The sequence below is a fragment of the Massilia sp. Mn16-1_5 genome, from assembly GCF_004798585.1.
GTDB lineage: Bacteria > Pseudomonadota > Gammaproteobacteria > Burkholderiales > Burkholderiaceae_D > Telluria.
On the sequence record NZ_PPXQ01000004.1, the window covers coordinates 148,429 to 168,689 of the forward strand.

Below are 20,261 nucleotides of genomic sequence, written 5' to 3' on the forward strand. Positions count from 1 at the left end.
AAACGCGGCGAATAGCCGCGTTTCCGACTACGGTCCTACGCTTACCAAGGAACGCCCGGGAAAACCGGCTTGCCGTTCGCGGACTCCTTCGGCCACACGAGCACGACCTGCTTGCCCTGGTGCTGGCCCATGCGCTGCACGAAGTTCGGGTTGTCGCCCTTGGCGTTGAACTGGACGCGGCCGATCAGGGTCTGCTTGTCGGTCTTGCGCAGTTCCTCGATCACGCCGCCCTTCTTGAGGGTGCCCTTGTCGGCAGCGCGTGCGATCGCTTCGAACAGCAGCATCGACTGCACGTAGCCGAACTGGCCCAGGTAGTCGGGTTCCTTGTTGTGCAGCTTCTTGTAGCCTTCGCCGAAGGTCTTGCCTTCAGCCGTGGTGAAGTTGACCGGGAAGGGCAGGACAGCGGTGCCGTACACGTTCGGCATCAGGTCCGGGAAGTCGGCCGCCATCTTCGGCGTGGCCAGCGACCAGACGCCGGCGATCGCTTTCACCGTGGTCGGCTTCAGGACGCGCGCGGCGCGCAGGATGCCGACGTAGTCGTTCTCGTAGCCGACCATGGCGATGAATTCCGAGCGGTCCTGCAGCTTGACCTTGTTCAGGATCGGCTTGAAGTCGGTGATGGCGGGATCGAACGCATGCATGCCGACCTTGATGCCCTTGGCACCGAGGGTTTTCTGGACGTCGGTCGCCAGGCCTTCGGTGGCATCCTTGGTCGAGTAGATGATCGAGACCGACTTGACGCCCAGGTCGCTGATCAATCCGACCAGGGCCTTCTGGTAACCGGCGGTGTTATTAATGCGGAAGAAGTTCTTGCGGCCGGCTTCGACCAGGCCGTCGTCGACGCCGCCCGAGGTGATGTAGGCCAGGCCCAGCTTGCCGGCAGCGTCGGACGCCGGCGAGATGTTGTTCGAGCCGTAGCCGCCGGTGACGGCGACCACGCCTTCGCTGGCCAGCTTCTCGACCGCTGCGACGGCTTTCGCCGGGGCCGACTCGTCGTCGACGGTCACCAGCTTGATGGTGTGCTTGCCGTTGGTCTTGTTGAAGACTTCGGCCGCGACGCGGATGCCTTCGTTGGTGCCCATGCCGACGCGCGCGAGCGGGCCGGTCAGGGGAATCTGGACGCCGACCAGCAGTTCTTCCGCCTGCACGCTGCCGCAGACTGCCATGATTGCCAGGGCGATGCTTGTTGCCTTCTTCATGTCTCCACCTTTTTCAGTTATCTAAACGGTTTTTGCTGCAATTCTCCGGACAAGCCGGGGGCAACGCCGCGCAGTGCACGGCCTTGCATATTCGATTCGGGGTCGCGGCCGCGCCGCGTGCTCAACCCAGGTTGCGTCCCATGCTCATTTCCACGTTACGCACCAGTTGCACCAGGCGCGGGCCCAGGTCGTCGATCAGTTTTTCCTGCGGCAGCAGGAAGGAGGGGCCCCCGCAATTGAAGGCCATGGTCTTGTTCACGTCCGGATCGATCAGCGGCACGCCGACGGCACTGATGTTGGCGTCCCACAGGCCCGAAGAGAGCACGAAGCCGCGGTCCTGGTAATCCTTGAAACCCTGTTCCAGGTCGGCCTTGATCTTCGGCCAGTTGGTTTCCGTCTGCAGGCGGATGTGGTCCATCAGGAAGTCGCGGTCGTTCTGCGGCAGGCCGCACAGATAGGCCTTGCCCATCGCGGTGGTCGCCAGCGGGATGCGCGAACCGGCATCGCGGCGCAGGGTGACGGCGGCGCTGCCGCGGCAGGCTTCGACATACACCATCGACAGGCGGTCGCGGATGCCGATGGCCACGCTGCACTGCGCGTATTCGGCCAGCTCCTGCATGGCCGGACGGGCGAGCTTACGGACGTCGAGATTGGCGAGCAGCGTATAGCCGAGGGCCAGCACGGCCGCGCCGAGCTGGTAGCGGCCCTGGTCGGGCGAATAGGTGAGGTAGCCGAGCTTGGTCAGCGTGTAGGTCAGGCGCGAGATCGTCGGCTTCGGCATCGCGGTGCGCTTGGCCATTTCGCTGTTCGTCAGCCAGGTCTCGCCGGGACGGAAGCAGCGCAGGATCTCCAGGCCGCGCGCCAGGGCCGTCACGAACTGGCGGTCCTTGGCTGCATCGTCTTCGAATGACTCGATCTCGTGTTGCATGAATTCCTTCGTTGTCTCGTTGCCCGGCATCTTGTGGTGTTCTCGGCCAGGTCTGAGCGGATATTCACACAACGGAAAGTCGAGTGTCAACTGTTTCGTGAAATGGTCGTTCGCAGTGCGAAACGCAGCGAACTCTGCCCTATGAGCGCATGAAAGCCCCAATGGATGAGCCCAGGGAATGCCCCGCGTACGTACTGTAAAGACGTCGTAATCGAGGGATTTACAGGACCGTGAAAAATACGGTATGGTTGATTTCGCTGAAATCTGCAAAACACTATTCCGCAGAGCGAAACATCAAAATAAAGGAGACAGGCTTGATGAATACCGCCGCAAACGCCGCCGTAGCAAGCACCCGCCATGAGGACATCCTCGTCGTCACCATCGACAATCCGCCCGTGAACGCGCTCGGCGTCGACGTGCGGCGCGGCCTGCTGGAGGCCATCGAGGCCGCCGACGCCGATCCGGCCGTGAAAGCCGTCGTGCTGCTCGGCGCCGGCCGCAACTTCCTCGGCGGCGCCGACATCCGCGAATTCGGCAAGCCGCCGCAGCCGCCCGCGCTGCCGGACGTTTGCAACCGCATCGAAGCATCCACCAAGCCGGTTATCGCCGCCATTCATGGCGCCGCGCTCGGCGGCGGCCTGGAGGTGGCGCTCGGCGCCCACTACCGCGTGGCCCTCGGCAGCGCCAAGCTCGGCCTGCCGGAAGTCCTGCTCGGCCTGCTGCCGGGCGCCGGCGGTACCCAGCGTACGCCTCGCCTGATCGGCGCGCAAGCGGCACTCGAACTGATGCTCAGCGGCCGCCACATCGGCGCCAAGGAAGCGGCGAAACTCGGTCTCGTGGACCGCGTCGCGGAAGGTGAAGATGTCGCTGCCGCCGGCCTGGCCTATGCCCGCGAACTGATCGCATCGAACGCCGCCCCGCGCCGCACCAGCGAAGGCAGCGCACTGGCTGACCGCGCCGCCACCCAGGCCGCGATCGATGCCGCCCGCGCCGACACCGCGAAAAAGGCGCGCGGCCTGTTCTCGCCACTGAAAATCGTCGACGCCGTGCAAGGCGCGCTCGACCTGCCGTTCATCGAGGGCCTGGCGCTGGAACGCAAGCTCTTCATCGAATGCCTGGAAAGCCCGCAGCGCGCCGGCCTGGTGCACGCCTTCTTCGCCGAGCGCGAAGCGGCCAAGGCCCCGGAGACCCGCGACGCCAAGGCGCGCGCGATCGCCAGCGTCGGCATCATCGGCGGCGGCACCATGGGCGCCGGTATCGCGGTGGCCGTGCTGGACGCCGGCCTGCCGGTGACCATGATCGAACGCGACGAGGAAGCACTGGCGCGCGGCCGTGCGAATGTCGAGAAGGTCTACGACGGGTTGATCGCCAAGGGCCGCATCAAGCCGGAGGCGAAGGACGCCATCATGGCCCGCTTCAATGGCAGCACGGCCTACGACGCACTGGCGCAAGTTGACCTCGTGATCGAAGCCGTGTTCGAAGACATGGCCGTGAAGCAGGCCGTGTTCAAGGAACTCGACCGCGTCTGCAAGCCGGGCGCCGTGCTGGCCACGAATACGTCCTACCTCGACATCAACCAGATCGCCGCATCGATCAGCCGTCCGCAGGACGTCATCGGCCTGCACTTCTTCTCGCCGGCGAACATCATGAAGCTGCTCGAGATCGTCGTGCCGGCGAAAGTCTCGGCCGACGTCGTCGCCACGGCATTCGAGCTGGCGAAAAAACTGAAAAAGACCGCGGTGCGCGCCGGCGTCTGCGACGGCTTCATCGGCAACCGCGTGCTGGCCGTGTACGGCGCCGCCGCGCAAGCCATCATGGAAGACGGCGCGTCGCCCTACCAGATCGACAAGGCGGTGCGCGACTTCGGCTATCCGATGGGCCCGTTCCAGGTGTCCGACCTGGCCGGCGGCGACATCGGCTGGGCCACCCGCAAGCGCCGCGCCGCCACGCGCGATCCGAAGGCACGCTACGTCCAGATCCCGGACCGCCTGTGCGAACGTGGCTGGTTCGGCCAGAAGACGGGCCGCGGCTACTACCTGTATCCGGAAGGCGCACGCGTCGGCACCCCGGATCCGGAAGTCGAAGCCATCATCGATGCCGAGCGCCAGCGCGCCGGCATCACCCCGCGCAGCTTCACGGACGAGGAAATCGTGCGCCGCTACTTGGCCGCGATGATCAACGAAGGCGCGAACGTCGTGCACCAGAAGATCGCCCTGCGTCCGCTGGACGTGGACGTCACCTTTGTTCATGGCTACGGCTTCCCGCGCTACCGCGGCGGCCCGATGCACTATGCGGACACGGTCGGCCTGCCGAAGATCCTGGCCGACATCCAGGAATTCGCAAAAGAAGACCCGCTGTTCTGGAGGCCGTCGCCGCTGCTGGTCGACCTGGTTGAACGCGGCGAAAACTTCGCGAGCCTGAATAAGTAAACAAATCAGTAAACAAATAACTAAGCAAATAAAGAAGCAAGACCTAACAGGAGACTCGCCATGCGCGAAGCCGTCATCGTATCCACCGCCCGCACGCCGCTCACGAAAGCGCACCGCGGCGAATTCAACATCACCACCGGCCCGCAGCTGGCCGCCTATGCCGTAAGCGCTGCCGTCGAGCGCGCCGGCATCGACCCGAACCTGATCGAGGACGCCATCCTCGGTTGCGGCTACCCGGAAGGCACGACCGGCCGCAACGTCGCGCGCCAGACCATCATCCGCGCCGGCCTGCCGATCACCATCGCCGGCACCACCGTCAACCGCTTCTGCGCCTCGGGCCTGCAGGCAATCGCCATCGGCGCCGGCCGCATCGTGGTCGACGGCGCCCCGGCCGTGATCGCGGGCGGGGTCGAGTCGATCTCGCAGATCCGCACCCGCGACAGCGGTGACTCAGGCATGGACCCGTGGATCCTCGAGAACAAGCCGGCCCTCTACATGCCGATGATCGAGACCGCCGACATCGTCGCCGCACGCTACGACATCTCGCGCGAAGCGCAGGACCGCTTCTCCTTCGAATCGCAGCGCAAGACGGAAGAGGCGCAGCTGGCCGGCCGGTATGCGGAGGAGATCGTCGCCTGCACCACGACGATGGCCGTGACCGACAAGGAGACCAAGGAAGTCAGCAAGCGCGAAGTCACCGTCTCGGAAGACACCTGCAACCGCCGCGGCACCACCTACGAAGGCCTTGCAAAACTGGCGCCGGTCATGGGCGAAGGCAAATTCATCACCGCCGGTAATGCTTCTCAGCTGTCGGACGGTGCCTCGGCCTGCGTGATGATGGAAGCGAAAGAGGCCGAGCGCCTCGGCTTGAAACCGCTGGGCGCCTTCCGTGGCCTGGCCGTGGCCGGCTGCGAGCCGGACGAAATGGGCATCGGTCCCGTGTTCGCCGTGCCGAAACTGCTGGCGCGCTTCGGCCTGAAGGTGGAGGATATCGACCTGTGGGAGCTGAACGAAGCCTTTGCCTCGCAAGCCATCTACTGCCAGCAGCGCCTGGGCATTCCCGACGAGCGCCTCAACGTGAACGGCGGCGCGATCTCGATCGGCCACCCGTTCGGCATGACCGGCGCCCGCCTGGCCGGCCACGTGCTGCTGGAAGGCCGCCGCCGCAAGGCGAAGTACGCCGTCGTCACGATGTGCATCGCGGGCGGCATGGGCGCCGCCGGCCTGTTCGAGATTTACTGAGGAACTGCCATGGATTTGAATTTCACCCCGCAAGAAGAAGCCTTCCGCGCCGAAGTGCGCGCCTTCCTGGCCGAGAAGCTGCCAAAGCGACTGTCCGATAAAGTCGCCGAGGGCAAGCACTTGACCAAGGCCGACATGGAGGAATGGCACGCCATCCTCAACGAGCGCGGCTGGCTGGCGAATCACTGGCCGGAACAGTACGGCGGCCCGGGCTGGACCGCCGTCGAAAAATTCATCTTCGAGAACGAGAGCGCCATCGCCCATGCGCCGCGCATCGTGCCTTTCGGCGTCAACATGCTCGGCCCGGTCCTGATCAAGTACGGCAACGAGGCGCAAAAAGCCTACTGGCTGCCGCGCATCCTGAACGGCGACGACTGGTGGTGCCAGGGCTATTCGGAACCGGGCGCCGGCTCCGACCTGGCGGCCGTGAAGACCATGGCAGTGCGCGGCACCGACGCTGAAGGAGAACACTACATCGTCAACGGCCAGAAGACCTGGACCACGCTCGGCCAGCACGCCAACATGATCTTCTGCCTGGTGCGCACCGACCGCGAAGCGAAGAAGCAGTCGGGCATCAGCTTCCTGCTGATCGACATGAATTCGCCGGGTGTCGAGGTGCGCCCGATCATCACGCTCGATGGCGAACATGAAGTCAACGAAGTCTTCTTCACCGACGTGCGCGTGCCGGCCGAGAACCTGGTCGGCGAGGAAAACGCCGGCTGGACCTGCGCCAAGTACCTGCTGACCTATGAGCGCACCAACATCGCCGGTGTCGGCTTCTCGGTGGCGGCCCTGGCGCGCTTGAAGAAGATCGCCGCAACCCAGACCCGCAACGGCAAGCCGCTGTCGGAAGACCCGGCCTTCGCTGCGCGTCTGGCGCGCGTCGAGATCGACCTCGAAAACATGAAGACGACGAACCTGCGCGTGATCGCGGCGGTCGCTGGCGGCGGCGTGCCGGGCGCGGAGAGCTCGATGCTGAAGATCCGCGGCACCGAGATCCGCCAGGAGATCACCTCGCTGGCGCGCCGTGCGATGGGCGTGCATGCGCGTCCGTTCACCCAGGACATGCTGGATGCCGACTACCAAGGCCCGACTTTCGGCCCCGACTTTGCGCCGGCAGCCTCGGCCCAGTACTTCAACAACCGCAAGCTGTCGATCTTCGGCGGCTCCAACGAGATCCAGAAGAACATCATCTCGAAGATGATCCTCGGGCTGTAAAGGAACGACCATGAATTTCGAACATACCGAAGAACGGCGCATGCTCGCCGACAGCCTGAACCGCTTCATCGCCGAGCGCTATGGTTTTGAAGTCCGCAACAAGATCGCCGGTAGCGCCGAGGGCTACTCGCCCGAGATGTGGAACCACTTCGCCGAGCTGGGCGTCATCGGCGCGCTGATGCGCGAGGAAGACGGCGGATTCGGCGGCGGCGGTTTCGACATCGCCGTCGTGTTCGAGGCGCTGGGCCGCGGCCTGGTGCTCGAACCGCTGCTGGCCAGCGCCGTGCTGGCGGCCGAGGCGATCGCGACCGCCGGCAACGAGTCGCAGCGCGCCATCCTCGAATCGATCGCCGACGGCAGCACCATCGCCAGCTTCGCGCACGACGAGCCGGACACCCACTACGAACTGGCGCGCGTCAGCCTGATGGCCCCGCGCGAAGGCGAAGGCTGGGCGCTGGATGGCGTCAAGTCGGTCGTCGCGCTGGGCGAGCAGGCCGGTGTCTTCGTGGTCTCCGCGCGCACCGCCGGTCCGGTCGACGAGCAGAACGGGATCTCGCTGTTCCTGGTCCCGGCCGGCACGCCTGGCCTGACCGTGACGGGCACGCCGACCATCGACGGCGGCCACGTGGCCGAACTGCGCTTCGAGAACGTGCTGCTGGACGGCGGCGCGCTGCTGGGCGAAGAGGGCGCGGGCTACGCGACGCTGGAACGCGCCGTCGGCCGCGGCATCCTGGCCCTGTGCGCGGAAGCGCTGGGCGCGATGGAAGCGGCCAAGGAAGCGACCCTCGACTACCTGCGCACCCGCAAGCAGTTCGGCGTCCCGATCGGCAGCTTCCAGGCCCTGCAGCACCGCATGGCCGACCTGCTGCTGGAAATCGAGCAGGCCCGTTCCGCCGTGATCAACGCGGCTGCGGCGCTGGACAGCGAAGACCGCATTACGCGCGAGCGCGCGCTGTCCGCGGCCAAGATGTCGATCGGCCGCATCGGCACCAAGGTGGCGGAAGAATGCATCCAGCTCCACGGCGGTATCGGCATGACCTGGGAACTGCCGCTGGCCCATTATGCCAAGCGCCTGGTGATGATCGACCACCAGCTCGGCGACGAAGACCACCACCTCGAGCGTTACATTGCGCTCGGCCGGCAGGCTGCATGAGCGGCCTGTTAGTGCGTACCGAGGGCGCCGTGCGCGTCCTCGTCAACAGCAACCCGGCGGCGAGGAATGCGATCACGCCGGCGCTGTATGACGCGCTCCCGGCTGCGCTGGAAGAAGCCGCGGCCGACCCAAGCATCGGCGCCATCGTCCTCACCGGCGACGGCGACTTCTTCTGCGCCGGCGGTGATCTGCGCCAGCTGGCGACGCGACGCGAACTCACCGTGCCTGAGCGCCTGGAAAAGATCGGCCGCCTGCACGAACAGATCCGCGCGCTGCGTGCCTGCCCGAAGCCGGTGATTGCGGCGGTGGAGGGCGGGGCGGCGGGCGCCGGGATGTCGCTGGCGCTGGCCTGCGATTTGCTGGTCGCGGCCGAGAATGCCTTCTTCACGATGGCGTATATCAAGGTCGGACTGAGTCCGGACGGCGGCGCGACCGCTTTCCTGTCGGAGTTCCTGCCGCGCCAGCAGATGATGGAGCTGTGCCTGCTGGGCGAGCGGATTCCCGCCGCGCGCCTGCATGCGCTGGGCGCGGTCAACCGACTGGTGGCGCCGGGCACCGTGCTGGACGAGGCGTTGAAACTGGCTGAGCGCATCGCCGGCGGCCCCGCGAATGCTGGCGCGCGCATCAAGCGCCTGTGCGATCATGCCGGCCACGCATCGCTGGGCCAGCAGCTCGACCTGGAAGCCCAGCTGATGGCCGAATCGCAGGGCGACGACGAGGCGCAGGAAGGCATCAAGGCATTCTTCGAGAAGCGTGCCCCGGATTTCGCGTCCCTGCGCGGACGCAAGCAATAAAGACGGAGACTGAACGTGACAACAACATCCAAGCTGCCGCTGGCCGGCGTGCGCGTCCTCGACCTGTCGCGGGTGCTGGCCGGACCCTGGTGCGCGATGGTGCTGGGCGACCTCGGCGCCGAAGTGATCAAGGTCGAGCACCCGCAGCGCGGCGACGACACCCGCGATTGGGGCATGCGTGTCGGGAATACCGAAACGGCCTACTTCAACAGCGTCAACCGCAACAAGCGCTCGGTCTGTCTCGACCTGAAGACGCCGGAAGGCCGCGACATCGCGCGCGACCTGATCCGCAAGAGCGACGTCGTGATCCAGAACTTCAAGTTCGGCGACATCGAGCGGCTCGGCCTCGGCTACGAGGATCTGAAAAAAGAGCAGCCCGGCTTGATCTTCTGCTCGGTGACGGGCTACGACCGCACCGGTCCGGAAGCGGCGCGGCCCGGCTACGACCTGGTGATCCAGGGCGAGGCCGGCCTGATGGCCCTGAACGGCGAGCCTACGCAACCGCCGCTGAAATTCGGCGTCGCCGCCGTCGATATGATGACCGGCATGTACGCGGCCCAGGGCGTGCTGGCGGCGCTCTACGACCGCGAAAAAACGGGCCTCGGCCGCCATATCGGCATGGCGCTGTTCGACTGCGGCCTGATGATCACGGCCTATTACGGCCTGGAAGCGCTGCTGCGCGGGAACGATCCACCGCGCTTCGGCAATGCCCATCCGTCGATCATGCCCTACGGCGTGTACGAGGCGGAGGATGGCCCGCTGGTGATCGCGGTCGGCAACAACAGCCAGTACCTGCGCTTCTGCACGGAAGTCATCGAGCGCCCCGACCTGGCCGAGGACGAGCGCTTCAAGACCAATCTGGAGCGCACCAAGCACCGCGACGAACTCGTTCCCCAGCTGCGCCAGGCCGTCGGCGCGCGCAAGCGCAAGGAGCTGCTCGAACGCATGACGAAGGTTGGCATTCCCTGCGGCGAAGTAGCCGGGCTGTACGAGGCGATGACCTCGCCGCGCGCGGTCGAGGCCGGGCTGGTGAACAAGATGGCGCACCCGGTGGCGGGCGAGGTCGATGTGATGTCGCCGCCGTACCGTTTCGATGGCGAGCGGCTACCGGTGCGCAAGGCGCCGCCGACGCTGGGGGAGGGAACGAAGGACGTGCTGGCGGAGTTGCTGGGGCTGTCGGAAGACACCCTGAAGGGCTTGAAGGAACGTGGCGTCGTGTGATGCTTGGGCCGCCTCCGTGCGGACTCTGTCAACGCGCGGGCATGCCCGCCCTACGGTGCGCACCGGTTAACGGTTACCCCCAGTGTTGGCGGTAGCGAGACGTAGGGCGGGCATGCCCGCGTGACCATGTGGGCTGCCACCAGCCAACATTCCCACCGCCAACGCGCGAAATTATTCCTTCCTGCCGCGCTTTTATTCTGCGCTCTAAAAGCTAGAGTGAATGTAGATCCATCAGCCTCGTGGAGCGCTCATCATGTCTACTCGTCCTCTACTTCCGGCCGTCAGCCTGACCCTGCTGACGGCCTGCATGTCGGCCACGGCGGTCACGCCGCGCGCCGACCTGCTTGGTTCGCCCGTGCCGGCGCATGCCGCCACCCGCGTCGTCAACCTGAACCAGGGCATGCAATCGATTAATGTGGTTGCCGGCGATACCGTTCGTTTCGTGAACGGCAGCGGCGAATTCGGCTGGAGCTTTAACACCAGCCCGATCGTCCAGACCTTTGATCTGAACCAGGTGGCCCCGAACGGAGCCTTGGGACACCCGGTGCGGGTGTACGTGGCGCCCAGCCCCTTGTATTCGGAGCGGGCGCAGTTCAACGATAATGACCGCCAGGATACAAGGCTCCCGGCGGTCATCCGTTAGGCTTATTTCCCAGCGTTCAGAGCTCGCAGGAACTGACCCTTGATCTTGCCGCCCTCGACCGTGCCCAGGATGGTGTTGGCGATGGTACCGCCCTTGCTGTCCAGGCCGTCGATGTCGTTCGGGTTGTACATCGCAGGCAGGGTGGTGAAGGCTTTTTCCATCTGCGCGCGGATCGCCGTGGCGTCGGTCGTGGTGCCGGCCAGCTTCATGGCGGCCACGGTCGCGTGCACGGTCGAATAGTTCAGGCTGATCTCGGTGCTTGGGTCCTTGCCCGGGTTCAGCTTGCGATAGCGCTCCACAAAAGCGACGGCTTCCGGACGGTTGTCGTTCGCCAGCGGCATCACGCCGATCGCGCCTTCCAGCGGCGCGATGCCGCCCATGACCTTGGCCATCTCGTCGAGCTTGGCCTGGTCGAGCACGATGAAGCCGCCCTTGAAGCCAAGTTCGCGCGCCTGCTTGGCCACCAGCGCGGTCGGCTCGGACGCGCCGCCGATGAAGAGGACGTCCGGTTTCGCCTGGATGGCGCGGCTCACACCGCTGTAGAAGTCGGTGGCCTTGTTATAGGACATTGGATTTTCGGCGACGATCTTGCCGCCGGCACCTTCCCACACCGGCTTGAAGGCGGCCGACCAGGCTTTCGCATAGTCGTGGTCGGCCTGCACCATGGCGACGTTCTTGCCGAAGCGCGTCATCATGGCCTTGGTGAACGGAGCGATGTAGCCGGTGAAATCAGGCGGAATGCGGATGGTCAGCTTGTTGCCGCGCTCGGTTACCTGCGGCAGGCTGGTGTAGGCCAGCAGCAGCAGGTTGGCTTTCTCGTTCATGCCCTGCACCGCGAACACGCCGCCCGAGTGCGGGACCAGCACGGCGGCGGTCTTGTGCTGCTGCACCAGGCGCTGCACGTTGATGCCGGTTTCGGCCGGGTTGTATTTGTCGTCGAGCGCGACGATCTCGACCTTGTAATTCTTGCCGCCGATCTGCAAGGGCTTGGCATTGATTTCGGCGGCGGCCATTTCCATGCCGCTCAGGACGTTCTTGCCGTAGAGGGCAGCGCCGCCGGAGAGCGGTCCGGAGTAGCCGATCTTGATGACCTCCTGGGCCTGGGCGCCGCCGGCGGCGAAGGCGAGGGTGGCGGCCGCAGCGGCCAGCAGGGTGCGGCGGGTGAACTTGGCTTGCACTTTCATCTTGCGTCTCCTAAGTTTTTGCTTGTTGTGGTTACTGCTGGGGTGGGTCGGGATCTATGCCCCGCTGGTTCTATGCTCCGATATACGCTTTGCGGACTTGTTCGTTATTCAGCAGCTCGTCGCGGCCGCCTTCCATCACGATATGCCCCTGTTCGATCACGTAGGCGCGGCTGGCGATGTTCAGCGCCGCATACGCGTTCTGCTCGGCCAGCAGCACCGTGGTGCCGGCCTTGTTGATGCGTGCGATGACCTCGAACATCTGCTTCACGACCAGCGGCGCCAGGCCCAGCGAGGGTTCGTCCAGCAGCAGGGCTTTCGGCCGGCCCATCAGCGCACGGCCTATCGCCACCATCTGCTGCTGGCCGCCCGAGAGCGAACCGGCCGCCTGGTCCTTCTTCTCATGCAGGATCGGGAACAGTTCGAAGACTTCGTCCAGGGTCTTCTGCGTGCCCTTGCTGTCGCGCCGGTGCACGTAGGCGCCCAAGGTCAAATTCTTCAGCACCGACATGCCGGGGAAGAGCTTGCGGCCTTCCGGGCAGTGCACCAGCCCGTCCGCCACGATCTGCGAAGGCTTGCGCCCCACCAGCTCGTGGTTGCCGAAGCGGATGCTGCCCGTGCTCGCCTTCTGCAGGCCGCTCATGGTCAGGAAGATCGAGCTTTTACCGGCGCCGTTGGAGCCGAGCAGCACGACCAGTTCGCCTTCGTCGGCGTGGATCGACACGTCGTGCAGGGCGCGGAAGCTGCCGTAGGAGAGGGAGACTTTATCAAGCCGCAGCATGTTCGCTCCCCAGGTAGGCTTCGATGACGACCGGATTGGCGCGGATCTCGGCGGGTGTCCCCTCGGCGATCTTCTCGCCGTAGTTCAGCACCAGGATCTTGTCGGCGAGGTTCATGATCATGTCCATCTTGTGTTCGATCAGGCAGACGGTAAGGCCGCTGTCGGCCATTTTGCGAATGAGATTGGCGAGACCGACCGTCTCCTCCGGATTCACGCCGCCCGCCGGTTCGTCCAGCAGCAGCAGGGTCGGGTCGGTGGACAAGGCCAGCGCGAAGGCGACGCGCTTCCTTTCCTCCTGCGAGATGTCGCCGGCGATGCGGTTCTCGACGTGCGACAGCCCGACGAAGTCGAGCGCGGCGCGCGCCTTTTCGCGGCAGACGCGTTCCTCGTCTTTCAGGCGCTTCGAGCCGAGGATCACATCGAGCAGGCCGGACTGGGTGCGCAGGCGGTGGCCGACGATCAGGTTGTCCAGCACGGTGGCCGTGTCGAACAGGGTCGTCGACTGGAAGGTGCGCGCCATGCCGAGGCGGGCGACCTGGTCGGCGCGCAGGCCCGTCACGTCGCGACCGTCGAAGACCACCTTGCCGGACGTCGGTGCGATCGCGCCGCTGACCAGGTTGAAGAAGGTCGTCTTGCCGGCGCCGTTCGGGCCGATGATGGCGTTGATGGTGCCGCGCTTGAAGCTGACGCTGACGTCGTTGACGGCGGCCAGGCCGCCGAAGCGCTTGGTGAGCGAGCTAATCTCAAGCATGGGTCGCTCCTTTCGCGCCGGAGATCGGGGTGACGTTGCGCGGCGCGGCGGGAGCGGCCGCTTGCGCCGCCAGCGCTTCCTTGCGACGCTTGCGGTTCATGTAGGTGCCGACGATCCCGTACGGCAGGAAGATCACCAGGATCACCAGCAGCGGGCCGAAGACGACGAAACGGTAGTCCTGCAGCACCTGCAGGTACTGGGTCAGCCAAGGCACGCCGATCGCGCCCAGCAGGGGGCCGAGCAGGGTGCCGATGCCGCCCACCAGCATGTACATGGTCATGTCGAAGGTGTGCTCGACGCTGGCCACGCCCGGACCGATGAAGCGCACGAAGCCCGCGTACAGGGCGCCCGCCAGGCCGGCGAAAAACACCGACAGCATGAAGGCCAGCAGCTTGTTGCGCATCAGGTTGATGCCCAGCGCCTGGGCCAGGTCGTCGCCGTTACGGATCGCCATGAAGGTGCGGCCCAGCAGCGAACGCACGATGCGGTGCATGATCCACAGGCTCGCGACCAGGAAGAACAACACCAGGTAGTACTGCGGCCGCGGCGACGTGAAATCGATGCCGGCGATGTCGGGCGGCGCCGGGATGCCGATGATGCCGACCGTGCCGTGGGTCAGGCTTTCCCATTTCTCGATCACGAGGTACATGATGTAGCCGACGCAGAGCGTGAAGATCGAGAAGAAGTGGGTTTTCAGGCGCAGCGACACGATCCCGACAAAGAAGCCGAGGAAGGCCGCGAACACGCCCGCCAGGAAGAAGGCGATCCAGAACGGCACCTGGTGGTCCACCGTCAGGATGCCGACCGTGTAGGCGCCGACGGCCATGAAGCCGCTGTGCGCCAGGTTGTACTGGCCGGTGTAACCGGTGATCAGATTCAGGCCGATGGTGGCGATGGCGTAGATATAGGCGGTCGACATCACGGTCAGGTGATAGTCGTTCCCGGCCAGGAAGGGGAAGGCGACGGCCAGCGCCAGCAGCGCCAGCCAGCCTGTGGTCGAACTAAAGAGTTTCATCAGTGCGCTCCCTTCGCGAACAGGCCCTGCGGCCGCACAGAGAGGATCAGGACCAGCAGCGCGAAGGCGATGATGTCCTTGTAGTCGGTCGAGATGTAGAAGGCGCCGAAGGCTTCGGCAAAGCCGATGATCAGGCCGCCGACGATCGCACCCGGCACGCTGCCCATCCCGCCCAGCACGATGATGACGAAGGCCTTGGTAATGACCAGGTTGCCCATCGAGGTGTAGACCAGGTTGATCGGCGCATACAGCACGGCGGCCATGCCGGCCAGCGCGCCGGCGATCGCGAAAGTCATCATCGCGACGCGGGTGGCGTCGATGCCGACCAGGGCCGCGCCTTCGCGGTTCTGGGCCATCGCGACGATGGTCGCGCCGGTGACGGTCTTCTTCAGGAACAGCTGCAAGAGGCCGACCAGCAGGAAGGCCGCGACGATGATCAGGAGGCGCTGGGCCGGCAGGGTCAGGCCGCCGAACTCGAGCAACTGCGTGTACGGCGTGTCCATGCGGTGGAAGTCCGCGCCCCAGATCGCCTGCGCGCCCGCTTCCAGGAACAGCAGGATGCCGATCGAGGCGATCATGTGGTGCAGGTAAGGTGCTTTACGCAGCGGATGGAAAACCAGGCGTTCGGACAGCACCGAGATCAGGGCCACGACGACGGCGGCGCCCAGCATGCCCCACCAGTAGTTCAGGCCCAGCTTCGTCATGATGAAGAAGGCCGAGTAGGCGCCCGCCATGTAGAAGGCGCCGTGCGCGAAGTTCGGCACGTGCAGGATGCCGTAGACGAGCGTGAGCCCGAGTGCCACCAGGCTGTAGACCCCTCCAAGGGTCAGCCCGTTGAGGACTTGTTGCAGGAAAAGCTCCAAAATCGTGTCTCCATTATTGGTGTGATCGTGTGTGATTTGGATGCCGCGGGCGTGGCGAGTCTTACTGCATGACTGCACCTCGTTGCGCTAGAGCGGTCTGTGGAAGAGAGGAGCGGATGGCGCTGCCGGCAAGCCCGGATACGGCCTGCGTCGCCATCGATTTCGCCAGCACATGATGCGTGAACATGCGACTCCTCGGAGTGGGCGCGCATGGGGCGCACCCGGTGGGTTCAGCGATTTTAGTTTTACTCTGCAAAACTGCAGGGTGTAAAATGGAACAAAAAAAGGATACGATAATTTCAGATGAGTAGCAACGTTTTGTTCTCATACCGAAAATCGGCGCCGGTCGGCGCTGTGTGAGGGCGACGGGCCTGCTGGAACAGGCATCTCATCGGTGCGAACGCACGGCCAGTGTGCCATGCCTTGCGCTTCCCGGCAAAGCCTCTTTTACGCGAGGGGCGGGCCCGTATCCGCAACGTCCAGACAGGGGACCAGAATGCAGGCGATCGACAGCGACACGGTTGGGCAGGACCCCGAGGGCACCGAACACCTCGACCCGGCGCGCAAGAACGAAGAGCGCTATTTCATCACCGCCCTGGCGCGCGGGCTGGAAGTGCTGGCCTGCTTCCGTTCGGCCGACAAGGGCCTGACGAACCAGCAGATTGCGGAACGCTGCGGCCTGCCGAAATCCACCGTCACGCGCTTCACTTATACGCTCACGCGTCTCGGCTACCTGGTGCAGGACACGGGCGGGCGCTACATCCTTGGCACCGCCACCCTGGGCCTGGGCAGCGCGATGCTGGCGCGGCTCGACATCCGCCAGCTGGCGCGCCCGATGATGCAGGAGCTGGCCGAATTCTCCGGCACCACGGTCTCGATCGCGGTGCGCGACCGCCTGTCGATGATCTACATCGAGGTCTGCCGCAGCACGGCGGCGCTGGCGCTGGCGCTGCAGGTCGGCTCGCGCATGCCGCTGGCGGTTTCCGCGATCGGCCGCGCCTACCTGGTCAAGGCCAGCGAACAGGAACGAGCGGACATCCTGGCACGCTACCGCGAGCTCGACGAAATCGCCTACGAGGCGGTCCTTGCCGCCATCGCGCGCGGTGAGCGCGACTACGCGCAGTACGGTTGCACCACTTCCTTCGGCGAGTGGCAGAAGGACGTCAACGGCATCGCGGTGGGCTTCGTGCCGATCGGGGGCAACCAGCTCATGTCGATCAACTGCGGCGGGCCGTCGTCGAGTGTATCGAAGGAGTTCCTGCTGGATGAGGTGCGGCCGCGCCTGATCGAGATCGCGGGGCGGCTGGAGAGCTAGGGCTCATGCGCTGCCCACCCTACGAGTTAGTACCCCGCATCCAGCTGCGCCGCCGTCAGTGGCTTCATCACCGCAAACACGCCGCTCGCGCGCAGCACGCGCCGTTCGCCCGCCATCAGCACGCAGTCGGCAAAGGCGACGCGCGAGCCGATGCGGCCGATGTTGATCTCGGCCTCGATCCAGTCGCCTGGGCGGGCGGCGTCGAGGAAGTCGGTGCTCAGGTTGACGGTTACGAAGGAGTGCCGGTTGTCGCAGGAGAGCGCCAGGCCCAGGCCCAGGCTGGAATCGGCCAGGCTGGCCAGCATGCCGCCGTGGACGATGCCGCGCATGTTGGTGTGCTGCTCGGCGACGCGCATCGCGATCGTGATCTTGCCGTCCTCGCGCTTGCAGTAGAGCGAGCCCAGGCCGGCCATGTAGGGGCCGCCGCGCTTGAGGCGTTCGAAGCCCGCGGGGACGGCGGTGTCGTCGTGTGGTGTCATGTCAATACGATCCTGTGCTACAAAAAAATACGGCGGCCCGAGGGCCGCCGCGGCGCATGAATTAACAGCGCATCCTACTCTGTCAAGCCGAAGCCTGCATCAGAACATGTGCATCACGCCGACCGTGAAGCGGTTGGCCTTGTCGCTGCCAGGAGCGACCACGCCTTGCGCCAGGTTGATGATGCCGGCGCCGAAGCCTGCCGCCGTGCCCGAAGCCAGGTCGACGACGTTGCTCGTGTTGGCGCGGGTATAGGCGGCATAGATGGTGCTGCGCTTGCTCAGCGCGTAGCGGCCGATCAGGTGGTATTGCTGGGAGTCCTGGTCGAACTGGTCGCCGTAGCGCTTGGTGTTGTACACCGCTGCCGTCAGGGTCATTGCCGGTGCGACCGGAACGTCCACGCCCACGCCGGCCACCGCGATCGTGCGGTTGGTGCTGTCGACTTCGTTACGGATGTAGGTGCCCTTGATCACGGCGCGTGCCATGGTGTACTTGGCGCCGACGCCGTAGGAGGTCAGCAGGTCGGTGTTCAGGTTGTTCTTCATGCGGGCGTAGGCGCCGGCGACGCCGATCGGGCCGCCGTTGTAGAAGGCCGAGACGCCCGAGTAGGACGAGCGCTGAATGCCGCCGGCTTGCTCGCCGAAGGCGTGCATCAGGCCGAAGCCGAAGCCGCCAAAGCTCGGCGAAACGTACTTGACCGAGTTGGACTGGCGCAGGGCGCTATTGCCGGCGCCGTTGGTGCCGAAGGCGCCGTAGACAGCACCGAAGTTCATTGCGCCGAACAGCACGTTCGGGCTGGTAGCGGCGAAGGCCAGGCCCATCGGGTCGGCCAGGCCGACCGAGCCGATACCCAGGAGATTCTGGCGGCCGAGGTCGATCGAGCCGAAGTTGCCGGCGATGCCGACGCTGGCTTCACGGTCGAACAGCGAGGTCGATGCGGGCGTGCCGGTGTTGACGCCGGCGGCGCCGGTGTCGTTCAGCAGGGTGCCTTCGAGTGCGAAGCGAGCCTTCAGGCCACCGCCCAGGTCTTCGGTGCCCTTGAAGCCCCAGCGCGAGGTCTGCATCTGGCCGGCTTCGACGGTGTTGCGGTCGCCGGTCGGGCCGTCGTTGGTGGTGTGGGCGATGCCGGCGTCGACGATGCCGTAGATGGTGACGCTGGTCTGCGCCGAGGCGGTCGACATGCAAGCTGCCAGTGCGGCCATTGCAAGGATGGTCTTCTTCATATTAATGCGGTCTCCTGGTTTTCAAGGTGCTCCGGCCCCGACGAGGCCGGACGGCGGGTACTGCGATAGGGCAGGTATAGCGGCGGCGTTTCTCTTGGTGGAACTCAGCCATCTATTCTGAAACTGTATTTTCTTGCATCAATACTGTCAACAACTTCATGCCACTTGCGAAGCCTTTGTGCAATTTCGCACAAGAAGTGTGTTGAATAAGCGATAGAAGTGGACAAGAAGGTCCGATTCGGCGCGGCGCACCAATGGAAAACGCCCCCGGCATCTGCATGGCGGGGGCGTTCATGAGGATCACAGGATCCGCTCAGGCGATCAGTCTTCCTCGTGGAAGGCTTCCTCGCGTTTCTTCCTCAGCGACGGCAGGAGCACCACCGTCATCGCCGCCACCGCCAGGGCCAGCATGGTGGCGCTGATCGGACGCTGGACGAAGACCAGCGGGTCGCTGTGCGAGAGCAGCAGCGCGCGGCGCAGGTATTCTTCCATCATCGGGCCGATGATAAAGCCCAGCAGCATCGGCGCCGGCTCGGCGCCCAGTTTCGCGCAGATGTAGCCGAACAGGCCGAACAATGCCATCAGGTAGACGTCGAACTGGCTGTTGTTCAGGCTGAACACGCCGATCGCGCAGAACATGAGGATGGCCGGATACAGGCGGTGGTAAGGCACCATGATCATCTTGACCCAGAGGCCGATCATCGGCAGGTTCAGCACGACGAGGAACAGGTTACCGATCCACATCGAGACGATCAGGCCCCAGAACAGGGCAGGCTGCTCGGTCATCACGGCCGGACCCGGCTGGATGCCCTGGATGATCATCGCGCCGATCATCAGCGCCATCACCGGATTCGACGGAATGCCCAGGGTGAGCATCGGGATGAACGAGGTCTGGGCGCCGGCGTTGTTGGCCGATTCGGGCGCCGCCACACCTTCGATCGCGCCTTTGCCGAAGTTGGCGGAGTTCGGCGAGACCTTCTTTTCGATCGAGTAGGAAGCGAACGAGGCCAGCATGGCGCCGCCGCCCGGCAGGATGCCGAGGGCCGAGCCGAGCACGGTGCCGCGCAGGACCGGCGCGATGATGCGCTTGAAGTCCTCTTTCGTCAGCATCAGGCCCTTGACCTTCTTCATCATCAGCGTGCGGCCCTCGTCGTGCTCGAGGTTGCGGATGATCTCGCCGATGCCGAACATGCCCATCGCGACGATCACGAAGTTCACGCCGTCGGCCAGTTCAGGCAGGTCGAAGGTGTAGCGTGCGGCGCCCGAGTTGACGTCGGTGCCGACCAGGCCCAGCAGCAGGCCGACGATGACCATGCCGATCGCATTGAGCAGCGAACCGCTGGCCAGCACGACCGAGGCCACCAGGCCCAGCACCATCAGCGAGAAGTACTCGGCCGGGCCGAACTTCAGGGCCAGGTCGGCCAGCGGCGGCGCGAACAGGGCCAGCAGGACGGTGGCGACGGAGCCGGCGAAGAAGGAGCCGAGCGCAGCGGTCGCCAGCGCCTTGCCGGCGTGGCCGTTACGCGCCATCTGGTAACCGTCGATGGCTGTCACCACCGAGGACGATTCCCCCGGAAGATTGACCAGGATGGCGGTGGTCGAGCCGCCGTACTGGGCGCCGTAGTAGATACCCGCGAGCATGATGAGTGCCGACACCGGCGGCAGGCCGAAGGTGGCCGGCAGCAGCATCGCGATGGTGGCGACCGGACCCAGGCCCGGCAGCACGCCGACGGCGGTGCCGACGAATACGCCGATCAGGCAGTAGAGCAGGTTGGTAATGGTAAAGGCCGTTTCCAGGCCCAGTCCGAGATTGGTAAAGATTTCCATG

At 65.2% G+C, this 20,261-nt stretch carries 18 protein-coding genes; 8 read left to right on the forward strand and 10 right to left on the reverse strand.

Translation table 11 applies throughout. The features are described from left to right. Positions 1-41: 41 nt before the first annotated feature. Positions 42-1,199: an ABC transporter substrate-binding protein gene (locus C2862_RS06025; protein ID WP_136219204.1), complete on the reverse strand. Its 1,158-nt coding sequence runs from the start codon at positions 1,197-1,199 to the stop codon at positions 42-44. A 121-nt stretch (positions 1,200-1,320) separates the two neighbouring features. After that, on the reverse strand, positions 1,321-2,127 hold the full coding sequence (locus tag C2862_RS06030) for an IclR family transcriptional regulator (protein WP_136219205.1): 807 nt from the start codon (positions 2,125-2,127) through the stop codon (positions 1,321-1,323). Between the two features lie 317 nt (positions 2,128-2,444). Between C2862_RS06030 and C2862_RS06035 the strand changes: the two genes are divergently transcribed. From C2862_RS06035 to C2862_RS06065, 7 genes are all read left to right on the forward strand, one after another. After that, the gene (locus C2862_RS06035) at positions 2,445-4,556 is read left to right on the forward strand and encodes a 3-hydroxyacyl-CoA dehydrogenase NAD-binding domain-containing protein (protein WP_136219206.1); all 2,112 of its coding nucleotides are present in this window, start codon (positions 2,445-2,447) and stop codon (positions 4,554-4,556) included. A 60-nt stretch (positions 4,557-4,616) separates the two neighbouring features. Beyond that, the gene (locus tag C2862_RS06040) at positions 4,617-5,798 is read left to right on the forward strand and encodes an acetyl-CoA C-acyltransferase (protein WP_136219207.1); all 1,182 of its coding nucleotides are present in this window, start codon (positions 4,617-4,619) and stop codon (positions 5,796-5,798) included. 9 nt (positions 5,799-5,807) lie between these two features. Beyond that, positions 5,808-7,016 carry an acyl-CoA dehydrogenase family protein gene (locus C2862_RS06045; RefSeq protein WP_136219208.1) on the forward strand — a complete coding sequence of 403 codons (1,209 nt, stop codon included), beginning with the start codon at positions 5,808-5,810 and terminating at the stop codon, positions 7,014-7,016. A gap of 10 nt (positions 7,017-7,026) precedes the next feature. Further along, positions 7,027-8,169, forward strand: a complete 1,143-nt coding sequence (locus C2862_RS06050) for an acyl-CoA dehydrogenase family protein (RefSeq protein ID WP_136219209.1) — start codon at positions 7,027-7,029, stop codon at positions 8,167-8,169. Next, entirely contained in the window at positions 8,166-8,963 is a 798-nt protein-coding gene (locus C2862_RS06055; RefSeq protein ID WP_136219210.1) for an oxepin-CoA hydrolase, alternative type, read from the forward strand. The genes C2862_RS06050 and C2862_RS06055 overlap by 4 nt, the downstream gene beginning before the upstream one ends. 15 nt (positions 8,964-8,978) lie before the next feature. Next, positions 8,979-10,184: a CaiB/BaiF CoA-transferase family protein gene (locus tag C2862_RS06060; RefSeq protein WP_136219211.1), complete on the forward strand. Its 1,206-nt coding sequence runs from the start codon at positions 8,979-8,981 to the stop codon at positions 10,182-10,184. Between the two features lie 253 nt (positions 10,185-10,437). Next, entirely contained in the window at positions 10,438-10,827 is a 390-nt protein-coding gene (locus C2862_RS06065; protein WP_229467310.1) for a CzcE family metal-binding protein, read from the forward strand. Between the two features lie 2 nt (positions 10,828-10,829). On the opposite strand, the gene C2862_RS06070 is transcribed toward C2862_RS06065, so the two are convergent. The 5 genes from C2862_RS06070 to C2862_RS06090 form a co-directional block, all read right to left on the reverse strand. Then, complete coding sequence (locus tag C2862_RS06070) at positions 10,830-12,011, reverse strand: ABC transporter substrate-binding protein (protein ID WP_136219212.1); 1,182 nt, start codon at positions 12,009-12,011, stop codon at positions 10,830-10,832. A 70-nt stretch (positions 12,012-12,081) separates the two neighbouring features. Further along, entirely contained in the window at positions 12,082-12,789 is a 708-nt protein-coding gene (locus C2862_RS06075; protein WP_136219213.1) for an ABC transporter ATP-binding protein, read from the reverse strand. Next, entirely contained in the window at positions 12,776-13,540 is a 765-nt protein-coding gene (locus C2862_RS06080; RefSeq protein WP_136219214.1) for an ABC transporter ATP-binding protein, read from the reverse strand. The genes C2862_RS06075 and C2862_RS06080 overlap by 14 nt, the downstream gene beginning before the upstream one ends. After that, positions 13,533-14,555, reverse strand: coding sequence for a branched-chain amino acid ABC transporter permease (locus C2862_RS06085; RefSeq protein ID WP_136219215.1), 1,023 nt, complete (start codon positions 14,553-14,555; stop codon positions 13,533-13,535). The genes C2862_RS06080 and C2862_RS06085 overlap by 8 nt, the downstream gene beginning before the upstream one ends. Next, complete coding sequence (locus tag C2862_RS06090; RefSeq protein ID WP_136219216.1) at positions 14,555-15,418, reverse strand: branched-chain amino acid ABC transporter permease; 864 nt, start codon at positions 15,416-15,418, stop codon at positions 14,555-14,557. Before C2862_RS06090 ends, C2862_RS06085 begins: the two co-directional genes overlap by 1 nt. 496 nt (positions 15,419-15,914) lie before the next feature. On the opposite strand from C2862_RS06090, the gene C2862_RS06095 reads away from it, so the two are divergent. Further along, positions 15,915-16,733 (forward strand): IclR family transcriptional regulator, encoded by an 819-nt coding sequence (locus C2862_RS06095; RefSeq protein ID WP_136219217.1) that lies wholly within the window; start codon positions 15,915-15,917, stop codon positions 16,731-16,733. Positions 16,734-16,759: 26 nt separating this feature from the next. Here C2862_RS06095 and C2862_RS06100 read toward each other — a convergent pair whose 3' ends face one another. The 3 genes from C2862_RS06100 to C2862_RS06110 form a co-directional block, all read right to left on the reverse strand. Continuing rightward, entirely contained in the window at positions 16,760-17,212 is a 453-nt protein-coding gene (locus tag C2862_RS06100; protein ID WP_136219218.1) for a PaaI family thioesterase, read from the reverse strand. A 99-nt stretch (positions 17,213-17,311) separates the two neighbouring features. Further along, the gene (locus tag C2862_RS06105; protein ID WP_136219219.1) at positions 17,312-18,433 is read right to left on the reverse strand and encodes a porin; all 1,122 of its coding nucleotides are present in this window, start codon (positions 18,431-18,433) and stop codon (positions 17,312-17,314) included. A gap of 321 nt (positions 18,434-18,754) precedes the next feature. Continuing rightward, entirely contained in the window at positions 18,755-20,260 is a 1,506-nt protein-coding gene (locus C2862_RS06110; RefSeq protein WP_136219220.1) for a tripartite tricarboxylate transporter permease, read from the reverse strand. Position 20,261: the final 1 nt, after the last annotated feature.

Bases quoted from the DNA above. Each gene is read 5' to 3' on its own strand.
- C2862_RS06025 (WP_136219204.1), bottom strand. From the start codon at position 1,199: ATGAAGAAGGCAACAAGCATCGCCCTGGCAATCATGGCAGTCTGCGGC.
- C2862_RS06030 (WP_136219205.1), bottom strand. From the start codon at position 2,127: ATGCAACACGAGATCGAGTCATTCGAAGACGATGCAGCCAAGGACCGC.
- C2862_RS06035 (WP_136219206.1), top strand. From the start codon at position 2,445: ATGAATACCGCCGCAAACGCCGCCGTAGCAAGCACCCGCCATGAGGAC.
- C2862_RS06040 (WP_136219207.1), top strand. From the start codon at position 4,617: ATGCGCGAAGCCGTCATCGTATCCACCGCCCGCACGCCGCTCACGAAA.
- C2862_RS06045 (WP_136219208.1), top strand. From the start codon at position 5,808: ATGGATTTGAATTTCACCCCGCAAGAAGAAGCCTTCCGCGCCGAAGTG.
- C2862_RS06050 (WP_136219209.1), top strand. From the start codon at position 7,027: ATGAATTTCGAACATACCGAAGAACGGCGCATGCTCGCCGACAGCCTG.
- C2862_RS06055 (WP_136219210.1), top strand. From the start codon at position 8,166: ATGAGCGGCCTGTTAGTGCGTACCGAGGGCGCCGTGCGCGTCCTCGTC.
- C2862_RS06065 (WP_229467310.1), top strand. From the start codon at position 10,438: ATGTCTACTCGTCCTCTACTTCCGGCCGTCAGCCTGACCCTGCTGACG.
- C2862_RS06070 (WP_136219212.1), bottom strand. From the start codon at position 12,011: ATGAAAGTGCAAGCCAAGTTCACCCGCCGCACCCTGCTGGCCGCTGCG.
- C2862_RS06075 (WP_136219213.1), bottom strand. From the start codon at position 12,789: ATGCTGCGGCTTGATAAAGTCTCCCTCTCCTACGGCAGCTTCCGCGCC.
- C2862_RS06080 (WP_136219214.1), bottom strand. From the start codon at position 13,540: ATGCTTGAGATTAGCTCGCTCACCAAGCGCTTCGGCGGCCTGGCCGCC.
- C2862_RS06085 (WP_136219215.1), bottom strand. From the start codon at position 14,555: ATGAAACTCTTTAGTTCGACCACAGGCTGGCTGGCGCTGCTGGCGCTG.
- C2862_RS06095 (WP_136219217.1), top strand. From the start codon at position 15,915: ATGCAGGCGATCGACAGCGACACGGTTGGGCAGGACCCCGAGGGCACC.
- C2862_RS06100 (WP_136219218.1), bottom strand. From the start codon at position 17,212: ATGACACCACACGACGACACCGCCGTCCCCGCGGGCTTCGAACGCCTC.
- C2862_RS06105 (WP_136219219.1), bottom strand. From the start codon at position 18,433: ATGAAGAAGACCATCCTTGCAATGGCCGCACTGGCAGCTTGCATGTCG.
- C2862_RS06110 (WP_136219220.1), bottom strand. From the start codon at position 20,260: ATGGAAATCTTTACCAATCTCGGACTGGGCCTGGAAACGGCCTTTACC.